The sequence below is a fragment of the Lutibacter sp. genome (assembly GCF_030692605.1).
Lineage (GTDB): Bacteria > Bacteroidota > Bacteroidia > Flavobacteriales > Flavobacteriaceae > Lutibacter.
Window position 1 is genome coordinate 1 of sequence record NZ_JAUYUD010000098.1, and the last position, 18,402, is coordinate 18,402.

General features: G+C 31.6%; 12 protein-coding genes. 10 read left to right on the plus strand and 2 right to left on the minus strand.

Features of this window, described 5'->3' with window-relative positions; translation table 11 throughout:
- The first annotated feature begins 730 nt into the window (after positions 1-730).
- The 10 genes from Q8S45_RS10160 to Q8S45_RS10205 all read left to right on the plus strand — a co-directional run bounded on the left by Q8S45_RS10160 (position 731) and on the right by Q8S45_RS10205 (position 13,190).
- Positions 731-1,114: a hotdog fold domain-containing protein gene (locus tag Q8S45_RS10160; RefSeq protein WP_305604338.1), complete on the plus strand. Its 384-nt coding sequence runs from the start codon at positions 731-733 to the stop codon at positions 1,112-1,114.
- A gap of 6 nt (positions 1,115-1,120) precedes the next feature.
- A complete protein-coding gene (locus Q8S45_RS10165; protein WP_305604340.1) occupies positions 1,121-1,945 on the plus strand; it encodes a 3-keto-5-aminohexanoate cleavage protein in 825 nt (274 codons plus the stop codon).
- A 56-nt stretch (positions 1,946-2,001) separates the two neighbouring features.
- A complete protein-coding gene (locus tag Q8S45_RS10170) occupies positions 2,002-3,036 on the plus strand; it encodes an L-erythro-3,5-diaminohexanoate dehydrogenase (protein ID WP_305604341.1) in 1,035 nt (344 codons plus the stop codon).
- Between the two features lies 1 nt (position 3,037).
- Positions 3,038-4,285 carry a lysine 2,3-aminomutase gene (ablA, locus tag Q8S45_RS10175; RefSeq protein ID WP_305604343.1) on the plus strand — a complete coding sequence of 416 codons (1,248 nt, stop codon included), beginning with the start codon at positions 3,038-3,040 and terminating at the stop codon, positions 4,283-4,285.
- Complete coding sequence (locus Q8S45_RS10180) at positions 4,286-5,293, plus strand: hypothetical protein (protein WP_305604350.1); 1,008 nt, start codon at positions 4,286-4,288, stop codon at positions 5,291-5,293.
- A gap of 1 nt (position 5,294) precedes the next feature.
- Entirely contained in the window at positions 5,295-6,695 is a 1,401-nt protein-coding gene (locus tag Q8S45_RS10185; RefSeq protein ID WP_305604352.1) for a hypothetical protein, read from the plus strand.
- Between the two features lie 20 nt (positions 6,696-6,715).
- A complete protein-coding gene (locus Q8S45_RS10190; RefSeq protein WP_305604354.1) occupies positions 6,716-8,275 on the plus strand; it encodes a lysine 5,6-aminomutase subunit alpha in 1,560 nt (519 codons plus the stop codon).
- 44 nt (positions 8,276-8,319) lie between these two features.
- Positions 8,320-9,108 (plus strand): OAM dimerization domain-containing protein, encoded by a 789-nt coding sequence (locus Q8S45_RS10195; RefSeq protein WP_305604356.1) that lies wholly within the window; start codon positions 8,320-8,322, stop codon positions 9,106-9,108.
- Between the two features lie 115 nt (positions 9,109-9,223).
- Positions 9,224-9,631 (plus strand): hypothetical protein, encoded by a 408-nt coding sequence (locus tag Q8S45_RS10200; protein WP_305604358.1) that lies wholly within the window; start codon positions 9,224-9,226, stop codon positions 9,629-9,631.
- A gap of 244 nt (positions 9,632-9,875) precedes the next feature.
- Positions 9,876-13,190, plus strand: a complete 3,315-nt coding sequence (locus tag Q8S45_RS10205; protein WP_305604360.1) for a VCBS repeat-containing protein — start codon at positions 9,876-9,878, stop codon at positions 13,188-13,190.
- A gap of 79 nt (positions 13,191-13,269) precedes the next feature.
- Here Q8S45_RS10205 and Q8S45_RS10210 read toward each other — a convergent pair whose 3' ends face one another.
- Both Q8S45_RS10210 and Q8S45_RS10215 read right to left on the minus strand, forming a co-directional pair.
- Positions 13,270-16,575, minus strand: coding sequence for a VCBS repeat-containing protein (locus Q8S45_RS10210; protein WP_305604362.1), 3,306 nt, complete (start codon positions 16,573-16,575; stop codon positions 13,270-13,272).
- A gap of 179 nt (positions 16,576-16,754) precedes the next feature.
- Entirely contained in the window at positions 16,755-18,257 is a 1,503-nt protein-coding gene (locus Q8S45_RS10215) for a RagB/SusD family nutrient uptake outer membrane protein (RefSeq protein ID WP_305604364.1), read from the minus strand.
- Positions 18,258-18,402 lie beyond the last annotated feature (145 nt).

Sequence of the window (18,402 nt, forward strand, 5' to 3'; positions counted from 1 at the left end):
ATTAGGGCTATTCCGATGAAGGTATTCCAATACCTCAATCTCTTCATTTTTAAGTGTTATATATCTCATAATGAGATAAATATACGAAAATTATTATATATACGCAATAAAATACGACATTATTTTATTCTTATTACTTAAGATAAAAACGAGTCCAATATTATCAATTTCAAAAATTTCGTTAAATGCAATTTTGCTTTTAACCTTTATGCTTTTTATTCAAATTTCATTTTTAAAAAATCATTTTGATAAAAGATACAAATTGTAAGTATTGTAAATTCTAAAACATTATATTTTAGGGTTTCATAGCATATTAATATCCACCGTTATTCTATAATTTGTTTCAAAATTTTATCACACAAAAAACACCTTTTTCATTAAAAAATGAATAAAGGATTCAAAAAAGGTACTGCCTTATACAATATCTTTTCACAATTTTTTCGGAAAATCATTTTTAGATTTCCTCGATTCTCCTTTAAATTCCTTCCAATTTAAAAGGTCACTATAAATACGTAAATTAATTATGAAAAAAATTGATTTATCTGCTGTTTTTCGATCAGTTTGTTATCAATTTTAATAGTAAAAAACACATGTTACCATCATTAAAATATAAAAATACACATATTCAAATATTAGAAAATTAGAATTATATTTGTATAAAATTTATTAAAATTGTTTTTTTGATAAAAATAATTACATAAAATATAGTAATATAACAAAAAATAACAATATGTTAAAATCGATGATAAGATTAAGAATGAGCTCCCATGATGCACATTACGGTGGTAACCTAGTTGATGGAGCAAGAATGCTTCAATTATTTGGTGATGTTGCCACAGAATTACTAATTCTGAGAGATGGTGACGAAGGCCTATTTAAGGCGTATGACATGGTTGAATTTATGGCACCTGTTTACGCAGGAGATTATATAGAAGCAGTTGGTGAAATTATTGAGGAAGGAAATTCTAGCCGTAAAATGAAATTTGAAGCTCGAAAAGTTATTGCTCCTCGTCCTGATATTTCAGATTCGGCTTGCGATTTTTTAGAAGAGCCTATTGTTGTTTGTAGAGCAACTGGTACTTGCGTTACACCAAAAGCAAATCAACGTAAATAAATTACCATGGAAAAGTTAATTATTACAGCGGCTATTTCTGGTGCCGAGGTTACAAAAGAACACAATCCTGCGGTTCCTTATACTATTGAAGAATGTGTGCGAGAAGCAGGACTTGCTTATGAAGCTGGCGCGAGCATTATTCATCTTCATGTTAGAACTGATGATGGAACACCTACACAAGATAAAAACCGTTTTAAAGAAGTAATGGATGCTATTAAAGAAAAATATCCTGAAGTAATTATACAACCATCAACTGGTGGTGCGGTTGGTATGACCAATGATGAACGGTTAGAACCAACCGAATTAAATCCAGAAATGGCAACATTAGATTGTGGAACGCTCAATTTTGGTGGTGATGAAATTTTTGAAAATACCGAAAACACCATAAAATATTTTGGCGAACGAATGATTGAACGAAACATTAAACCAGAATTGGAAGTTTTCGATAAATCGATGATTGATATGGCACTTCGCCTTCATAAAAAAGGATTTATCAAAGCGCCAATGCATTTTAATTTTGTGATGGGTGTTAATGGTGGAATTTCAGGCACGTTGCGTGATTTTGTTTTTCTAAGAGAAAGTATTCCGTCAGATGCAACCTATTGCGTTGCGGGTATTGGTCGATTTGAATTTTCACTTGCTGCGGCTTCAATAATAGACGGCGGACACGTTCGTGTTGGTTTAGAAGATAACACCTATATTTCTAAGGGAGTTTTAACAAAATCAAATGGAGAGCTTGTTGAAAAAGTTGTGCGAATTGCAAAAGAATTGGGTCGTGAAATTGCAACTCCAGCAGAGGCAAGAGTAATATTAGGATTGTCAAAAAAGTAAAAGGTAAATAGTGCCCAGTTTTGGCATCTGTCAATAGTAAATAATTGAATACAACAATGAACAAAGGTAATAAATACGGTACTCACAGAGTACTTGAACCTAAAGGAACACTTCCTCAACCTGCTCAAAAATTGGACAATACAATGTCAATTTACGACAATGAGTTGTTGATTGATGTTAAAACGCTGAATATTGATTCAGCGAGTTTTACTCAGCTTAAAAGTGTTTGCAATAGCGATGTTACAAAAATGGAAGCAATGATTCTTTCTATTGTAAATAAACGTGGTAAAATGCAAAATCCGGTTACAGGTTCTGGTGGAATGCTCATTGGTATTGTTAAAAAAATTGGACCAAACTTTCCAGATAAAAATTTAAAAATAGGCGACACCATTGCTACCTTGGTTTCGTTGAGTTTAACTCCACTAAAAATAAATAAGATTCACACTATTAATCTTTCAAATGATCAGGTAGATGTAGATGCACAAGCAATTCTTTTTGCAAGCGGACTTTATGCCATTTTACCAACTGATATTCCTGAAAAACTGGCACTTGCAGCCTTAGATGTTGCGGGAGCCCCTGCTCAAGTAGATCGTTTGGTTAAAAAAGATGATACCGTTTGTATTATTGGAGGTGGTGGTAAATCGGGTATTTTGTGTTGTTACCAAGCAATGGAAAAAGTGGGTCCAAACGGAAAAGTAATTGTAGTTGAATATTCAGTAGAAAATGCGCAAAGAATTAAAGAACTCAAATTAGCAACACACGTTATTATTGCCGATGCAACCAACGTAATGGAAGTATATTCGAAAGTAACCGAAATATGTGGTGAAGAAGGCTGCGATGTGGTTATAAATAATGTTAACATTGAAAATACAGAAATGACTTCCATATTAATTACGAAAGATAGAGGTTGTGTATACTTCTTTTCAATGGCAACATCTTTTACAAAAGCAGCGTTGGGCGCAGAAGGGGTTGGAAAAGATATTGATATGATTGTGGGTAATGGGTATGCTTTTGGGCACGCCGATTTAACACTCGATATCATCAGAAAATCAAAAGGAATTAGAAATTTATTCGAAAAATTATATGTTTAAAATGAAAATAAATAATCGTGAAAAGTTTTTTCCAGAGGTTTCAGACGACCAATGGAACGACTGGAAATGGCAGACTAGAAATCGTATAGAAACATTAGAAGACTTAACTAAATATATTCATTTAACCAAAGGTGAAAAAGAAGGCGTTCGTGCTTCTTTAGCAACATTGCGAATGGCCATAACACCTTATTATTTGACACTTATAGATACTGATAATCCTAATTGTCCAGTTCGTAAACAAGCTATTCCTACTGGAGCAGAACTTATTCAATCGGATGCAGATTTGTTAGATCCATTACATGAAGACGAAGATTCGCCAGTACCCGGGTTAACACACAGATATCCAGATCGAGTTTTGTTTTTGATTACAGATATGTGTTCTATGTATTGTAGACACTGTACACGACGCAGATTTGCAGGTCAAACAGATACATCTACATCCAACGATCATATCGAAAAAGCCATTGAATACATTGCCAATAATCCTCAAGTTAGAGATGTAGTGCTTTCAGGTGGCGATGCACTTTTAGTTGGGGATACTAAATTAGAATATATTATAAGTAAACTTCGTGCAATTCCTCACGTAGAAATTATTCGTATTGGTTCTCGTACACCAGTGGTTTTACCACAACGTATTACAGAAAATTTGGTTGAAATGCTTAAAAAATACCATCCTATTTGGTTAAATACGCATTTTAATCATTCTCAAGAAATTACTCCTGATGCTGAAGCTGCATTAGCTAGACTTGCAAATGCAGGTATCCCATTAGGTAACCAATCGGTGCTGCTTAGAGGTGTAAATGATTGTGTGCATGTAATGAAAAATTTGGTTCATAAATTAGTGTTTAATCGTGTTCGACCGTATTATATTTATCAGTGCGATCTTTCAATGGGATTGGAACATTTTAGAACTCCAGTTTCTAAAGGAATAGAGATTATTGAAAATTTGCGCGGTCATACTTCTGGTTTTGCAGTTCCAACATTTGTGGTTGATGCCCCAGGTGGAGGTGGAAAAATTCCAGTAATGCCACAGTATATTATTTCTCAAAGTCCTGGAAAAGTGATTCTTAGAAATTATGAAGGTGTAATTACCACCTATACCGAGCCTATGAATTATATAAATGATTGTAGTTGTTCTGAAAGTGAAAAAGCAAAGAAATCGGAAGGTATAGCCGCGCTTCATAAAGGAGAACAATTATCGCTAGAACCGGCTTCATTAAAACGTAAAGAACGAAATGGTAACCACTAAATGCCTTTTGTAAAGGATATAGAAAATTATAAAAGTCTGGCTATTGTTGGACTTGAGAAAAATACTGGTAAAACCGAGTGTTTAAACTACGTGTTGTCTCAATTGAAAAATGGAACAAAAAAAATAGCGTTAACTTCAATTGGTGTCGATGGCGAAAGTGTTGATCAAGTTACACACAAACATAAGCCAGAAATTGAAATTTATGAGGGAATGTTATTTGTTACACCCGAACTTTTATACAAGAAGCGAAAGCTGGTTGCCGAAGTTTTAGAAATAAGCACACAAACAACTGCTTTAGGCAGGCTGATTACTGCTAGGGCACAAACTTCGGGAAAAGTAATTTTATCGGGACCAACAACTACTAAAAGTTTGAAAGAACTAATTGTAAAAATGCAAGACTATGGTGCCGACTTAACTATTATTGACGGTGCACTTTCTCGTAAAAGCAGTGGTTCTCCAACTGTTACAGAAGCTATGATTTTGACAACTGGCGCTACAGTTTCTGGCAATATTCCACAATTGGTATTTAAAACAGAATATGTTTTTAATCTTATCAATATTGAAAAAGTGGAGGAAGTTTTAGTCGATAAATTAATGGAGATAGAATCTGGAGTTTGGGCTATAAATCCTTTTGGAGAAGTTATTGATCTTAAAATTAATTCCGTTTTAAATAGTGAAAAAATTAAAGAGAACTTGTTTAATTTTGGAACACGTTTTTATGTAGGTGGTGCAATTACAGATTCGTTTATTGAATTTCTAAAAAATCAGAAATTAGGAACAGAAATTGAAATAATAGTGAGAGATTTCACAAAGATTTTTGTGTCACCAGAAATGTATTATTCATTTTTAAAAAGAGGAGGTAAAGTAAGTGTATTGCAAAAAACCAAATTGATAGCAATTTGTATCAATCCAACTTCTCCCGAGGGTTACAACCTTAATTCAGATGAATTAAAAGAGGCATTGGAACTTAAATTGTTACTTCCAGTGTACGACGTAAAAAAATTATAAGATGCTGTTAAAAAACGCGTTAACGAAAGTGCCAACCTTACAATTTATGATTGAAGATCTCGATCTAAAATCGTCTGTAGGTAAACGTTTTTTACTTGATTTTCCTATGTTGCAAACTGCCAATGCTATTGAAATCGAATTAAATTTAGTTGAAAAAGTGTTAGAGAGTCTTGTTTTAAAAAGTACGTTTTACACGAAACTTCAAACAAAACTTTCCCAACTTAGAGATATAAATGGAAGCATAAAAAACATTGGAAAAAATCTGGTTTTAGACGACATTGAATTATTTGAAATTAAACATTTTGCCATAATTGTGCAAGATATTTTCAATTTACAAAAAGAGTATCAACTTCAATTAATTGAACTTCCTTCATTGCAAGAAGTTATTGAAATTTTAGATCCTCATCAAACTAATATTCCTTCTTTTTATATTTATGATGTCTATTCTGATGAACTTGCATTCATACGAAAAAAAATAAAAACATGTAAAAACACCCAATACCAAATTGAAGAAGAGTGTTTAAAAGAACTTGATTCTTTATTTGCTCAAGCTGAAGTATTAGAAGTTGGTGTTCGATCTTTATTGTGCGAAAAATTAAGAATAAGTCATAAAAATCTTGAAATTGCGCTCAACAATTTGGCACATATAGATGTTGTTGTTGCCAAAGCAAATCAAGCGCAAAAAATGAATCTTTGCAAACCAACTTTTTCTGATAGTTCTACAAAATATATTTCAATGTTTAATCCACAAATTAAGCAAACGCTACATCTTCAACAAAAAAAATTTCAACCAGTTAACATTAAGTTAGATAAATCGGTTTGTTTTATTACGGGTGCTAATATGGCTGGAAAAACGGTTGTATTAAAAACAGTAGCTCTTTGTCAATATTTATATCAATTCGGATTTTACATTCCCGCTGAAATTGCTGAAATTGCTATTGTAGATAAAATTATGTTTTTGTTTGAAGATGAGCAATCTGAGGGAGAAGGTTTGTCATCTTTTGCTTCAGAAATGTTAAAAGTAAATGTAATGGTTGAAGAAGCCTTAAAAGGAACTAATGTGCTTATTTTAATCGATGAACTTGCTCGTACAACTAATCCTATTGAAGGAAAAGCTATTGTAAATGCAGTGGCAAACATCTTTTTTGAAAATAACACTAGAAGTTTAATCACAACGCATTATAGTGGATTGAGCTCACATTGTAGAAAATTAAGAGTTAAAGGATTGGATCAAGCTATTTCATTAGAAACTTTTAATAATTATAATATCAATAACTTTATAGATTATTCTATTATTGATGATGGAATAGGCGATACGCCCCACGAAGCACTTCATATATGTACCATTTTGGGCATTAATCAAGAAATTATTAGTAAAGCTCAAAACCATTTAAATAATTAAAAATAAATAACTCAAATAAAATGCAACAAAGTAAGTTAGGACTAGATTTTGAAAAGGTAGGTTATGCTAAAGGAGTATCTAAAAAAATTGCTGAAGAGGTTCAACTATTTGTAGATAATTATACCACTGTTGCCGTTGAACGCACGTTGTGTCGACTTTTAGGAATTGATGGTGTTGACGTAAATGGTGTTCCGTTACCCAATGTTTTGATAGATGAACTAAAAAATAAAGGTGTTTTAAGTCAAGGTGTCATGTTCTTTTTAGGTAACGCTATTGTTGAAACAGGATTAAATCCTCAAGAAATTGCCGAAGAAGTTGCCAATGGAACTATTGAAATTACCAAGCTTCCAATAAATAATTTGGATGCAATTCACTTAGCCATTAAACCTTTTGTAAATGAAAGTATTGACAAGATTATAGCTAGAAAAACAAAAAGAGAAAATTATATTAACACTATTGGTGAAGGCACAAAACCCTATTTATACGTTATTGTTGCAACCGGGAACATATACGAAGACGTTGTACAGGCAGAAGCGGCTGCACGTCAAGGCGCAGATATTATTGCGGTTATCCGCACCACTGGGCAGAGTTTGTTAGATTTTGTGCCTTATGGCGCAACTACCGAAGGTTTTGGAGGCACTGTGGCAACCCAAGAGAACTTTAGAATTATGCGTACGGCGTTGGATAAAGTTGGGGAAGATATTGGAAGATATATTCGTTTGTGTAATTATTGTTCGGGTTTATGTATGCCAGAAATTGCAGCAATGGGTGCTCTTGAAGGTTTAGATGTAATGCTTAACGATGCGCTTTATGGCATTTTGTTTAGAGATATAAATATGCAACGCACCATTGTAGATCAATATTTTTCGCGTGTTTTAAACGGTTTTGCGGGTGTTATTATTAATACGGGAGAAGATAACTATTTAACTACGGCCGATGCTTTTCAAGAAGCGCATACAGTATTAGCATCCGACTTTATAAATGAACAACTCGCTTTGGTTGCAGGTATTCCAGAAGAACAAATGGGTCTCGGTCACGCTTTTGAAATGGATCCCGACCTTGAGAACGGATTTTTATACGAATTATCTCAGGCTCAAATGACGAGAGAAATATTCCCAAAAGCACCTTTAAAATATATGCCTCCAACTAAATTTATGACGGGAAACGTATTTAAAGGTCACGTACAAGATGCTCTTTTTAATCAGATTGCAATTTGGACTGGTCAAGGACTTCAATTGCTAGGAATGTTAACCGAAGCAATTCACACCCCATTTATGTCGGATCGCTACCTATCTATCGAAAATGCTAAATATATTTTTAATAATATGAAGAATATTGGTGATGAAATGGAATTTAAAGATGGTGGAATTATTAGAACAAGAGCTCAAAAAGTATTGGGTGATGCGATTGAACTTTTGGAGAAAATTGAAAAAGTAGGATTATTTACAGCTCTTGAAAAAGGTATTTTTGCGGATATTAAACGTCCGTTAAATGGAGGCAAGGGTTTAGCAGGAGTTGTAGAAAAAGGAGCAAATTATTATAATCCTTTTGTAGCCATTATGAATAAAAAATTGAATTAATTTTGAAAGAAATATATCTTCAGAATAAAATAAAAAACTGAATTATGAGTGGAGGACTGTATTCAACAAACTCAAATGATTTTGATAAAACGTTAGATCTAACCAAGGTAAAACCATACGGAGATACCATGAACGATGGTAAAGTGCAACTTAGCTTTACACTTCCTGTTCCAAAAGGAGAAGAAGCCATTGAAGCTGCAAAACAATTAATGCGTAAAATGGGATTTGAGAATCCGCAAGTGGTTTTTGTCCAAGAATTAATGGAAGGTTTTACCTTTTTCAACTGTTATGGTAACTCAACTCACGTTGTAAATTATAGTGCTATTAATGTGCCTAAAGTAGCTTCATCAGCAATGGATATGCATCAAACAGATGCGTTTATCAAAGAACGAATTGGTAGACCAATAGTAGTTATTGGCGCAAGTACGGGATCGGATGCACACACTGTAGGTATTGATGCCATTATGAATATGAAAGGTTTTGCGGGGCATTATGGTATAGAACGTTACGAAATGTTTGAAGCATTAAATATGGGATCTCAAGTTACCAATGAAGAATTTATTGCTAAAGCCCTAGAGTTAAAAGCAGATGTATTGTTGGTTTCGCAAACTGTAACACAAAAAGATGTTCATATTAAAAATTTAATTGAACTGGTGGAGTTGTTAGAGGCTGAAGGATTAAGAGATAAAGTAATTTTAATTTGTGGTGGACCACGAATTTCGCATGAACTTGCAAAAGAATTAGGGTACGATGCTGGTTTTGGAATGAGTAAATATGCCGATGATGTTGCCGCCTATGCAGCGCAAGAAATGGATCGAAGGCTTAATAATTAATCTGAAAGGGCGAACAAATTCAATATTAAATAAGATATACTCTTTGGTATTTAAAAAATATCAGTAGATTAGCATCCTTTTGTGAAGGGTTTTACCAAAATTTATTTAATAATTGATGCGTTTTAAACTAATATTTTTTTTATTATTCAGTTCAACAATTTTATTTGCTCAAGAAATTGGGAGTGTTAAAAATGGGAAACATTCATTAAAATTGATAAAAATGGATGAGATGTATACTTTTGTTTACTCCGATACAAATTCTAACGGGACTAAAACAGAAAAATCGTTTCATTTTCCTAATAAAGACACCGTTTATAACATTATAAATAATGGGTTTAAAAAGTTTAGGAGCCATCAAGTAATTATTTTAACCGATGTTGATACTGTTGTAAAATTTCAATATAGCAAATTGGATGATAAAATACTTTTTAAAATTAACCACAGTAATCTCAAAAGTAAAATATCAGGGACTAGTTTTTATTTCACCCAAAATGAAATTGCCAACTTGTTTGGGAATCCTTGATAGGAAATTATATGGGCGTCTTTCCCCTTTGTGGTTGCTTTCAATTTTCAGTATATGGAAAATTAGCTGGATCTAAATACATACATACTTTAAATATTTTTTTTAAAGTATACCTAAAAAATATTTTAATTTTATTTAAAATTTTGGTTAATTTATTTTATACACTTTTCAAAAAAAGAATGATAATTTCTAAAAAAATCCTTTTATTTACATAACTTTTTTAAGGATTTTTTTAATTATTATTATGATTACTTTTTACAAGCATTTTATATTTTTTGTTGCGTTTATTAGTTTATTTTCCTGTGATAAGGGTACAAATAATAACACTCTTTTAAAAGAATTAACAGCACAACAATCGGGTGTTGATTTTACAAATGAACTTAAAGATACCCCAGAATTAAACATCCTAACTTATTTGTATTACTATAACGGAGCTGGAATCGCATGTGCCGATTTTAACAATGATGGACTTGACGATTTGTATTTTATTGGCAACCAAAAGCCAAATAAATTTTATTTAAATAAAGGGAATTTAAAATTTGAAGATGTTACAAAAGCAGCTAATCTAGAAGGAGAACAAGGTTGGTCTTCCGGAGTAACTATTGTAGATATAAACAATGATGGTTTGTTAGATATTTATGTTTGCCAAGTAAACAATAACATTTTATTTAAAGGTGAAAATCAGTTATACATAAATCAAGGAATTGATACAAATGGGATTCCTTATTTTAAAGATGAAGCCAAAAAATATCAATTAAACTTTGCTTCTTTCTCCAACCAAGCAACTTTTTTTGATTTTGATTTGGATGGAGATTTAGACATGTTTTTAATGAAAAATGAATCGGTTCATCCAAGTGCTACTTTTGGCAGGTATTCTAGATTTGTAGAAGATGCTCCGGCAGGAGATAAATTATTGAGAAATGACAATGGTGTTTTTACAGATGTTACAAAAAGCGCAGGAATTTTTAGTAGTTTAACAGGTTACGGCCTGGGATTAGCTATTAGCGATTTTAATCAAGATGGCTGGCCAGATATTTATATTGGAAACGATTTTTTGGAGAACGATTATATGTATATCAATCAGCAAAACGGAACATTTAAAGATCAAATTTCTAAAAACTATAAAAGTTTAGGTCATACGGCACATTTTTCTATGGGAAATGATGTTGCCGATTTTAATAATGATGGATATACCGATATTTTGTCGGTGGATATGTTGCCAGAAGATAGAGTAACATACACATCTTCAGGAACCGAATATCAATACCAAGATTATTTGCAATTTTTAAAAAATGGATACGCGCCGCAGTATATGCAAAATACATTGCACGTAAATTTAAAAAATGGCAATTATAGTGAAATTGGTTTTGCGGCTGGAATAACAGCAACAGAATGGAGCTGGGCAGCGTTGTTTGCCGATTTTGATAATGATGGTTTTAAAGATATTTTTATTGCAAATGGCATTTATGGAGCTACAAACAATATGGATTTTATACATTTTATTTCGGATAAAGAAATTCAAAAAAATATTAATAAAGGAATGACCAATATTGAAATGGATCACATAAAAAAAATTCCTCAAGTTAAAACAGCTGATTTCATTTTTAAAAATAAAGGCGATTTAACGTTTGAAAAAATGAATGGTAAATGGTTTTCAAGCAAACCAACTTTTAGCAATGGTGCTGTATACGTTGATTTGGATAATGATGGTGATTTAGACTTGGTAGTTAATAAACTTAATGAACCCAGTTCTGTTTATGAAAACACTTCAACAAAAACATCAAATTATTTGAAGGTTAAATTCAAAGGAAATAAAGCTAATATTTTTGGAATTGGAGCCAAAGTAAAAATATTTACAGGCGCAACTATGCAATATGCAGAAAATTTTACCACAAGAGGTTATTTGTCAACCATTCCACCAAACCTACATTTTGGTTTAGGAAATATCACGAAAATAGATTCATTACATGTAATTTGGCCAGACAAAACTTTTGATGTTGTAAAAAATGTAAAAAGCAATCAATCTGTACTATTTGAGCAGGAAAAAGCAAGCGGAGATTATTATAAAAAAGTTCAAAAAGAAGAAATATCATTCATAAAAAATGTTACACCTAAATTTAAGTATAAACACTTCGATTACGATTCGTACGGATTTGTAAGAGAGCCTCTAGTGCCATTTATGCTTTCTAATTTAGGTCCAAAAATAGCCGTTGCAGATGTTAATAACGATGGTTTAGATGATGTTTTCATTTGTGGCGCAAAGCAACAGAAAAGCATGTTGTTTATTCAACAAAAAAATGGAATGTTTTTGGAAAGTATTCAACCAGAAATAGCAAAGGATATTGCTAGTGAGGATAGCAATGCCATTTTTATTGACGCTGATAATGACAACGATTTAGATTTAATTGTTGTTGGCGGAGGTGATGAATTTCAAAGCGGAAATATGCTAAAACCGAGATTGTATAAAAACAATAATGGAATATTTAAAAAGGACGAAAAAGCAATTCCAACAATTGAGTTAAATGCTTCGGTAGTAATTTCAAATGATTTTGATAGCGATGGTGATTTGGATTTATTTATGGGTTCAAATTCTGTTCCAACTCAATATGGAAAAAAAGCTACAAGTTATTTGTTAGAGAATAAAGGAAATGGCATTTTTATAGATGTAACCAAACAAAAAGCGAAAGATTTTCTAGATTTTGGAAGCATTCACGATGCTGTTTGGACTGATGTAAATAAAGATGGCTTTTCAGACTTAATAGTTGTGGGTCATTGGTTACCAATTACTGTTTTTTTAAATGATAATGGAAAACAATTTATTCAGCAAAAAAACACCGAATTAGAATCTTCGAATGGATTATGGAATAGCATTGTAAAAGCGGATTTTGATAATGATGGTGATGATGATTATGTAGTTGGAAACTGGGGTCAAAATTCAGTTTTTAAAGCTAGTAAAACAGAACCAATGCGACTTTATTTAAACGATTTTGACGCTAACGGAAAGAATGATCCAATTATAACATATTACAATTTAAAAAAGGAAATATTATTTGCAACCAAAGATGATTTATTTAAGCAAATTCCAAAATTGCAAGAAAAATTCTTAGGTTATAATATGTTTGCAAAAGCAGATTTACATACTGTTTTTTCATCTAATTTATTAAAAGCAGCGGATAAAAGAGAGTTGTATAATTTAAATTCGAGTTATGTTGAAAATTTAGGGAATGGTAAATTTAAAATTTCCTCTTTACCAACAATTGCACAATGGACTTCAGTTTATACAATGCTTGTAGTAGACTTTAATAATGATGGATTTAAGGATGTGCTAATGGCAGGAAATATATATGAAGTAAATACGCAATTAAGTAGATTAGACGCTTCTCACGGCGTGTTATTATTAAATAATAAAAAGGGACAGTTTTACACTTCTATGGATATTAATAGAGGTTTTTCTATTGACGGACCAGCAAGATCTATGAATAAGATTACAATTAAAAATACAACATATTATGTTGTCGGAGTAAATAATGAGAGCATTCAATTTCTTCAAAAAAAATAAAAAGTATCCTTAATAAATAATCAAAATAAAAGGGCGAGTTTTAAACTCGCCCTTTTATTATTAAAGATTATTAATCTATCTATTTAAGTACTTTAATAACTCTTAAACTTGCTTTGTTAGAACCAACTACAATGTATCTAGATTTATCTTTTAAAGTAATAAAAGCCATATCTTTTACATCGTCTGGAGCATAAAAACCACTATTTAATCTAGTTACAGGAGTAAAATTACCTTTGCCATCACCTTTTAATAACAATCCAATACTAGAGTCGTTTCTAGTTGTTTCAATTTCAGATCCGAATAAATTTCCAGCAATAACAATATCTAAATGTCCGTCTTTATCAAAATCATCAATTAAGGTCTTATTAACAGATGATAATTGAGCCAAATTTGGAAGACTTGTAACTTTAAATTTACCATTTCCTAAATTTTCTACATAACTAGTTGCAAAGGTATGAACTTTGTAATGTAATGCATCTCTTAGTTCATTTTCGCCATAAACTTCAGTTACATTTGCCACTGAGAAACCATTATAGGTTTCAAATTTTTCAGCAATACTTGGATTTTGTTCTGATGAACAACCACGACCTCTAACAGGGAATAATGTTCCTTCATTGTAATAACTTAACACAATATCCATAGATCCATTTGCATCAAAATCTTTTGCAAACACTTCAAATGGTTCTTTATCTGAAGCCTTAGATTTATAATTTAAGCCTAAATTTCCAACAACAAAGTCCATATCTCCGTCTTTATCAAAATCTGCTTGTGCAATACTAGACCACCAACCCGTTGATTTTTCTAAACCAACAACTTTCGTCTGATTGGTAAATTTGGTTTTTTCATTTTTGAAAATTGAAATTGGCATCCAATCTCCGGTAATTATTAAATCTAATTTTTTATCATTATTATAATCTGTCCAAATTGCATCTGTAACCAAACCTAAACTGTTAAATTCAGGAGCAAATGTTGCTGTAACATCTTTAAAAATACCTTTTCCGTTATTTTCTAAAAGGTAACTTTTTGCTGGTAAAGGATAACTTCCTGGAACTAATCTACCTCCGACAAATAAGTCGATATCGCCATCATTATCAAAATCGGCAGGTTTTACAACAGATCCACTTGCAGTTAAAACAGGTAAATTTGAAGTTGTTTTTGTAAATAATCCTTTTCCGTTGTTTAAGTACAATCTGTCTTGCAACATTGGAGAATCTACTTTAAACTCGTAACTACCGCTTACAACATATAAATCTAAATCTAAATCGCCATCAGCATCAAAAAATGCAGCTCCCATATCTTCGAACGGTGCATCTTTTTTAAATGCTGGCGTTTGCATTTGACTAAATGAACCATTTGCTTGTTGTATAAACAACTCGCTTTCGAAACCAGCACCATTTCCTACAAAAACATCTTCTAAACCATCTCCATTTACATCTGCAATAGCCATTTTTGGACCTAAAGTAGAATGGTCAAAAGGAAGAAGAGTTTGTAATTTATAATCATCAAAATACGTTTCACCATGTTTGTAAGGAAAATTAAACAATCCAGTTACATCTTTAAATATAGGCTCAACTGTTTTAGTTGGGTCTATATTTTTTGCAACTGCATCGGCATAATTTAGAGTAAGAACTTGATTGGTTTTTACATTTGCTAATTGTTGTGTTTTACCATCTGGCCAAACAATAGTTACAATCTCAATCGTTTTTTCATTTCCAACACCAAAATGAACAAATGGTTCCACGGATGATTGAAAACCTCTACTTAAGTAAAGTTCTTGAAATTGAGATAACCCTTTATTTACAATTTTTATTTTTGCACCTTGTCCATTTAGGTTTGATTTTGGCCCATTTAATTTAAATCTTAAAAAGCGATTTAGTTTTTGATCACTAGAATTATTTCTATGTATGGTTGCAATAGAATCTAAATTATTAACTACAAAGTCTAAATCTCCATCATTATCTAAATCGGCATATGCTGTTCCAGTTGAAAATCCATTTAAATTTAGACCCCACGATTTTGAAACATTAGTGAAAGATAAATCCCCATTATTTTTGAAAGCATAATTTTCTACTTTTTCAGAAGGAATTTTTTTAACGTCGTCTACCGTTAATTTTACTCCAAAATGTGTTTTTTTCTTAAGTTTTTTAAAGTAATCGGTATTGTTAACATCTCTTCTAGAGCCGTTTGTAATGAAAACATCTTTCCACCCATCATTATCTAAATCTGCAAATAAACTACTCCAACTCCAGTCAGTTGCCGACATTCCTGCAATTCTAGATGTTTCGCTGAACATTAAATTTCCGTGTTCATCCATACCACGATTTAATTGCAACATATTATGCATATATTGGTAATGCATACTATCTCTAACTACTTCCCAAAAAGAGTCTGGGTTCATTCCAGACATATTGGCTTTTAGTTTTCTATTACTTTCAGATGTCATGTCTAATTGCATAAAATCGAGTAGGCCATCATTATTATAATCGGCTATATCTGCTCCCATTCCATAAAGTGCAGTGTGTTTTAAAACGGAATCAGCAACATTTTTAAACTTGCCATCTTTGGTGTTTATATAAAAATAATCTGGAGAAGTAAAGTCATTAGACACATAAATATCTGGCCATCCATCTTGATTAAAATCACCCACATTGGCGCTTAAAGTCAAACCGTAGTTTAAAATTCCTGTTTCTACAGTTACATCTGTAAAGGTATTATTTCCATTATTTCTGTATAAATGATCAGAATCTTCAATGGTAGGATTTAACATTTTTTCTCTATAGAAAGAAGTAGGTGTACTTGTTGGAACATATGGGTAATTTGCAATGTACATATCTAAATCTCCATCTTGGTCATAATCTAAAAAACTAGCTTGGATGGATTGACCATTATCTGCAACACCATATTTTTCTGCACTTTCTGTGAATGTTGAATCGCCGTTATTGATATATAATTGGTTCTTTTTGTTTTCAGCATGTCCAGATACACAAACATAAATATCTAAAAAACCATCATTATTTATATCAATCATAGAAACTCCAGTATTCCATAATTTATTCCCGGAAACACCTGCTTTTTCGGTAATATCTTCAAATTTTAGATTGCCCTTGTTTAAAAAAAGTTTATTTGAATTTTGGTTCGATGTAAAAAAAACATCTTGTAAACCATCATTATTTATATCACCAATAGCAACTCCACCACCCATATAAATTTGAGGAAAATTAAAGTAGTTTAAACTATCAGTTTCAACCACTATATTTTTAAAATCAATACCAGAGTTTTTGGGTAATTCATAATCAAATAAGAGCCCACTTTTGCTTGTTTTAGAGCAAGAACTAATGATTAATAAGCTTACAACAAAGAATGAAAAGTTTTTTATAGAATTCATATGTTTAAATTTTTTTCAAAGCTAAATAAAAAAAGGCAGTTTATTATTAGGTCATTCATACCATTAACCTATTATTAATCTTTTCAAACTTCAATTTTGAAAGAAATCTTGATATTTTACAAAAAAAATGCTTCAAGTTTTATTGAAGCATTCATTTTGATAACGTTCGATTCTATAAATTAATAGCCATTATTCTGTTTAAGTGCTTTGTTTAATTTAAGCTGTTGCTCAGGAATTGGTAACAAATCATGTCCAGATGGAATTTCAATATTGTAATTAGTTTTAATAAAATTAAGATGCTGATTGGAGCGTCTAAGAACATACCAAAGTGAATACTCACTAGAAAGTTCAAAATGGTATTCATTTAATAAAACTGGCAAAAGATCTTTTGATGTTGTAGGTTCAACTTTTGCACGAATTCTAATTTTATTAATTAGTTCGGCAGCACCTTCAATATCTCCTGTGTTTAATTTGGCTTCAGCTAATCCAAGTAAAACCTGACCATAACGCATTAAAATAACATTTGCTTTACTAAAAACAGTAGAAGCTGATGTACTTGGATCTGGAGCTCTCCAATTTTTAATTGCATAATATCCAGAGCGTTCACCATCATCTCCCAACCAAGGTTTATCTTTAGTTCCTAACGTATTAATTCCGTCAAATTGTTCTTGAACACTATTATAACTAGATATGTTTATGGTCGAGTCTGGATGAGATTCTCCAGGGCCTATTACTGTTGCAACTTTACGAGTATCTGTTGGATTAAAAATGGTAGCCAATACTGGATTCGCATACACAAGGCCAGCACCACCCAATTCATTTGGCAAAGAAAAAGATTGTATAAATGTAGAATAATTATCGCGCCCCCAACCTAAATTATCATTACCATTAAATTGAATTTCGAAAATAGATTCTTTGTTATTTTGATGTTTAAATGCGTGAATATCTATATAATCAGGCATTAATTCATAATTTTTTTCTAATTGGCTAAAGGCAATAATAGCTTTATCATATTGTTTCAACCACATATATGCTTCACCCAAATAAGCCAAGGCCGCTCCTTTGGTTGCTCTGCCTGTATCTGATTTAGATTCAAAAGTAACGGGTAATTGTTCACTGGCTAAAATTAAATCCTGAACCACCCAACTAAACACTTCGTCTTGAGTTGAGATTGCAACAGAAAGTTCAACCGTTTCATCAATTTCCTGAACTAACGGTACGTTTCCAAAATTAGAGGCTAGATAGAAATAAAAAACCCCCCTATTAAAATGGCATTCCCCTTTTAAACGTTTATATGTTTCTTCAGAAATAATTTTTTCTTCAAACATATAATCCAAACTTAGAATGGTTTTATTTGTTTTTATAATGCCTTCATACGATTGAACCCAAAAATTATTTATATTGGCATTTGCTGGACTTACATTAAAAGCAGCATACTGCTTGCCTTCGTCCCCCCATAATTTTAAATTTTGACTTAATAAATTAGCCGGGTAAAAAATACCTTTTATTAAATATTTTTCTGAATTCTGATAGGTGTCATATACTTCAGACATCAAGGTTAATGCATCTGTCTCAGTTAACAATTCTTTCTTGGAAGCATCATCTAATTGAATTTTAGAATTGTCCTTGCAACTTGTTAAACTAAATAAAAGAAATAGAATTGAAATATAAATAATTTTCATTTGTACTAACATTTTAATTTCATTGTAACCAAATTTACAATAACTACAAAGGTATTAAATTTCTGTTTTTATCTTTAATTTATTTTTGTTGGTAATAATTTTGAAAATTTAAAGAAGTACAAATAATTCCTTACTTTTGGAAGTT

Excerpts from the sequence above, each read along its gene's own strand:
- Q8S45_RS10160 (WP_305604338.1), top strand. The coding sequence starts at position 731 with ATGTTAAAATCGATGATAAGATTAAGAATGAGCTCCCATGATGCACAT.
- Q8S45_RS10165 (WP_305604340.1), top strand. The coding sequence starts at position 1,121 with ATGGAAAAGTTAATTATTACAGCGGCTATTTCTGGTGCCGAGGTTACA.
- Q8S45_RS10170 (WP_305604341.1), top strand. The coding sequence starts at position 2,002 with ATGAACAAAGGTAATAAATACGGTACTCACAGAGTACTTGAACCTAAA.
- ablA (WP_305604343.1), top strand. The coding sequence starts at position 3,038 with ATGAAAATAAATAATCGTGAAAAGTTTTTTCCAGAGGTTTCAGACGAC.
- Q8S45_RS10180 (WP_305604350.1), top strand. The coding sequence starts at position 4,286 with ATGCCTTTTGTAAAGGATATAGAAAATTATAAAAGTCTGGCTATTGTT.
- Q8S45_RS10185 (WP_305604352.1), top strand. The coding sequence starts at position 5,295 with ATGCTGTTAAAAAACGCGTTAACGAAAGTGCCAACCTTACAATTTATG.
- Q8S45_RS10190 (WP_305604354.1), top strand. The coding sequence starts at position 6,716 with ATGCAACAAAGTAAGTTAGGACTAGATTTTGAAAAGGTAGGTTATGCT.
- Q8S45_RS10195 (WP_305604356.1), top strand. The coding sequence starts at position 8,320 with ATGAGTGGAGGACTGTATTCAACAAACTCAAATGATTTTGATAAAACG.
- Q8S45_RS10200 (WP_305604358.1), top strand. The coding sequence starts at position 9,224 with ATGCGTTTTAAACTAATATTTTTTTTATTATTCAGTTCAACAATTTTA.
- Q8S45_RS10205 (WP_305604360.1), top strand. The coding sequence starts at position 9,876 with ATGATTACTTTTTACAAGCATTTTATATTTTTTGTTGCGTTTATTAGT.
- Q8S45_RS10210 (WP_305604362.1), bottom strand. The coding sequence starts at position 16,575 with ATGAATTCTATAAAAAACTTTTCATTCTTTGTTGTAAGCTTATTAATC.
- Q8S45_RS10215 (WP_305604364.1), bottom strand. The coding sequence starts at position 18,257 with ATGAAAATTATTTATATTTCAATTCTATTTCTTTTATTTAGTTTAACA.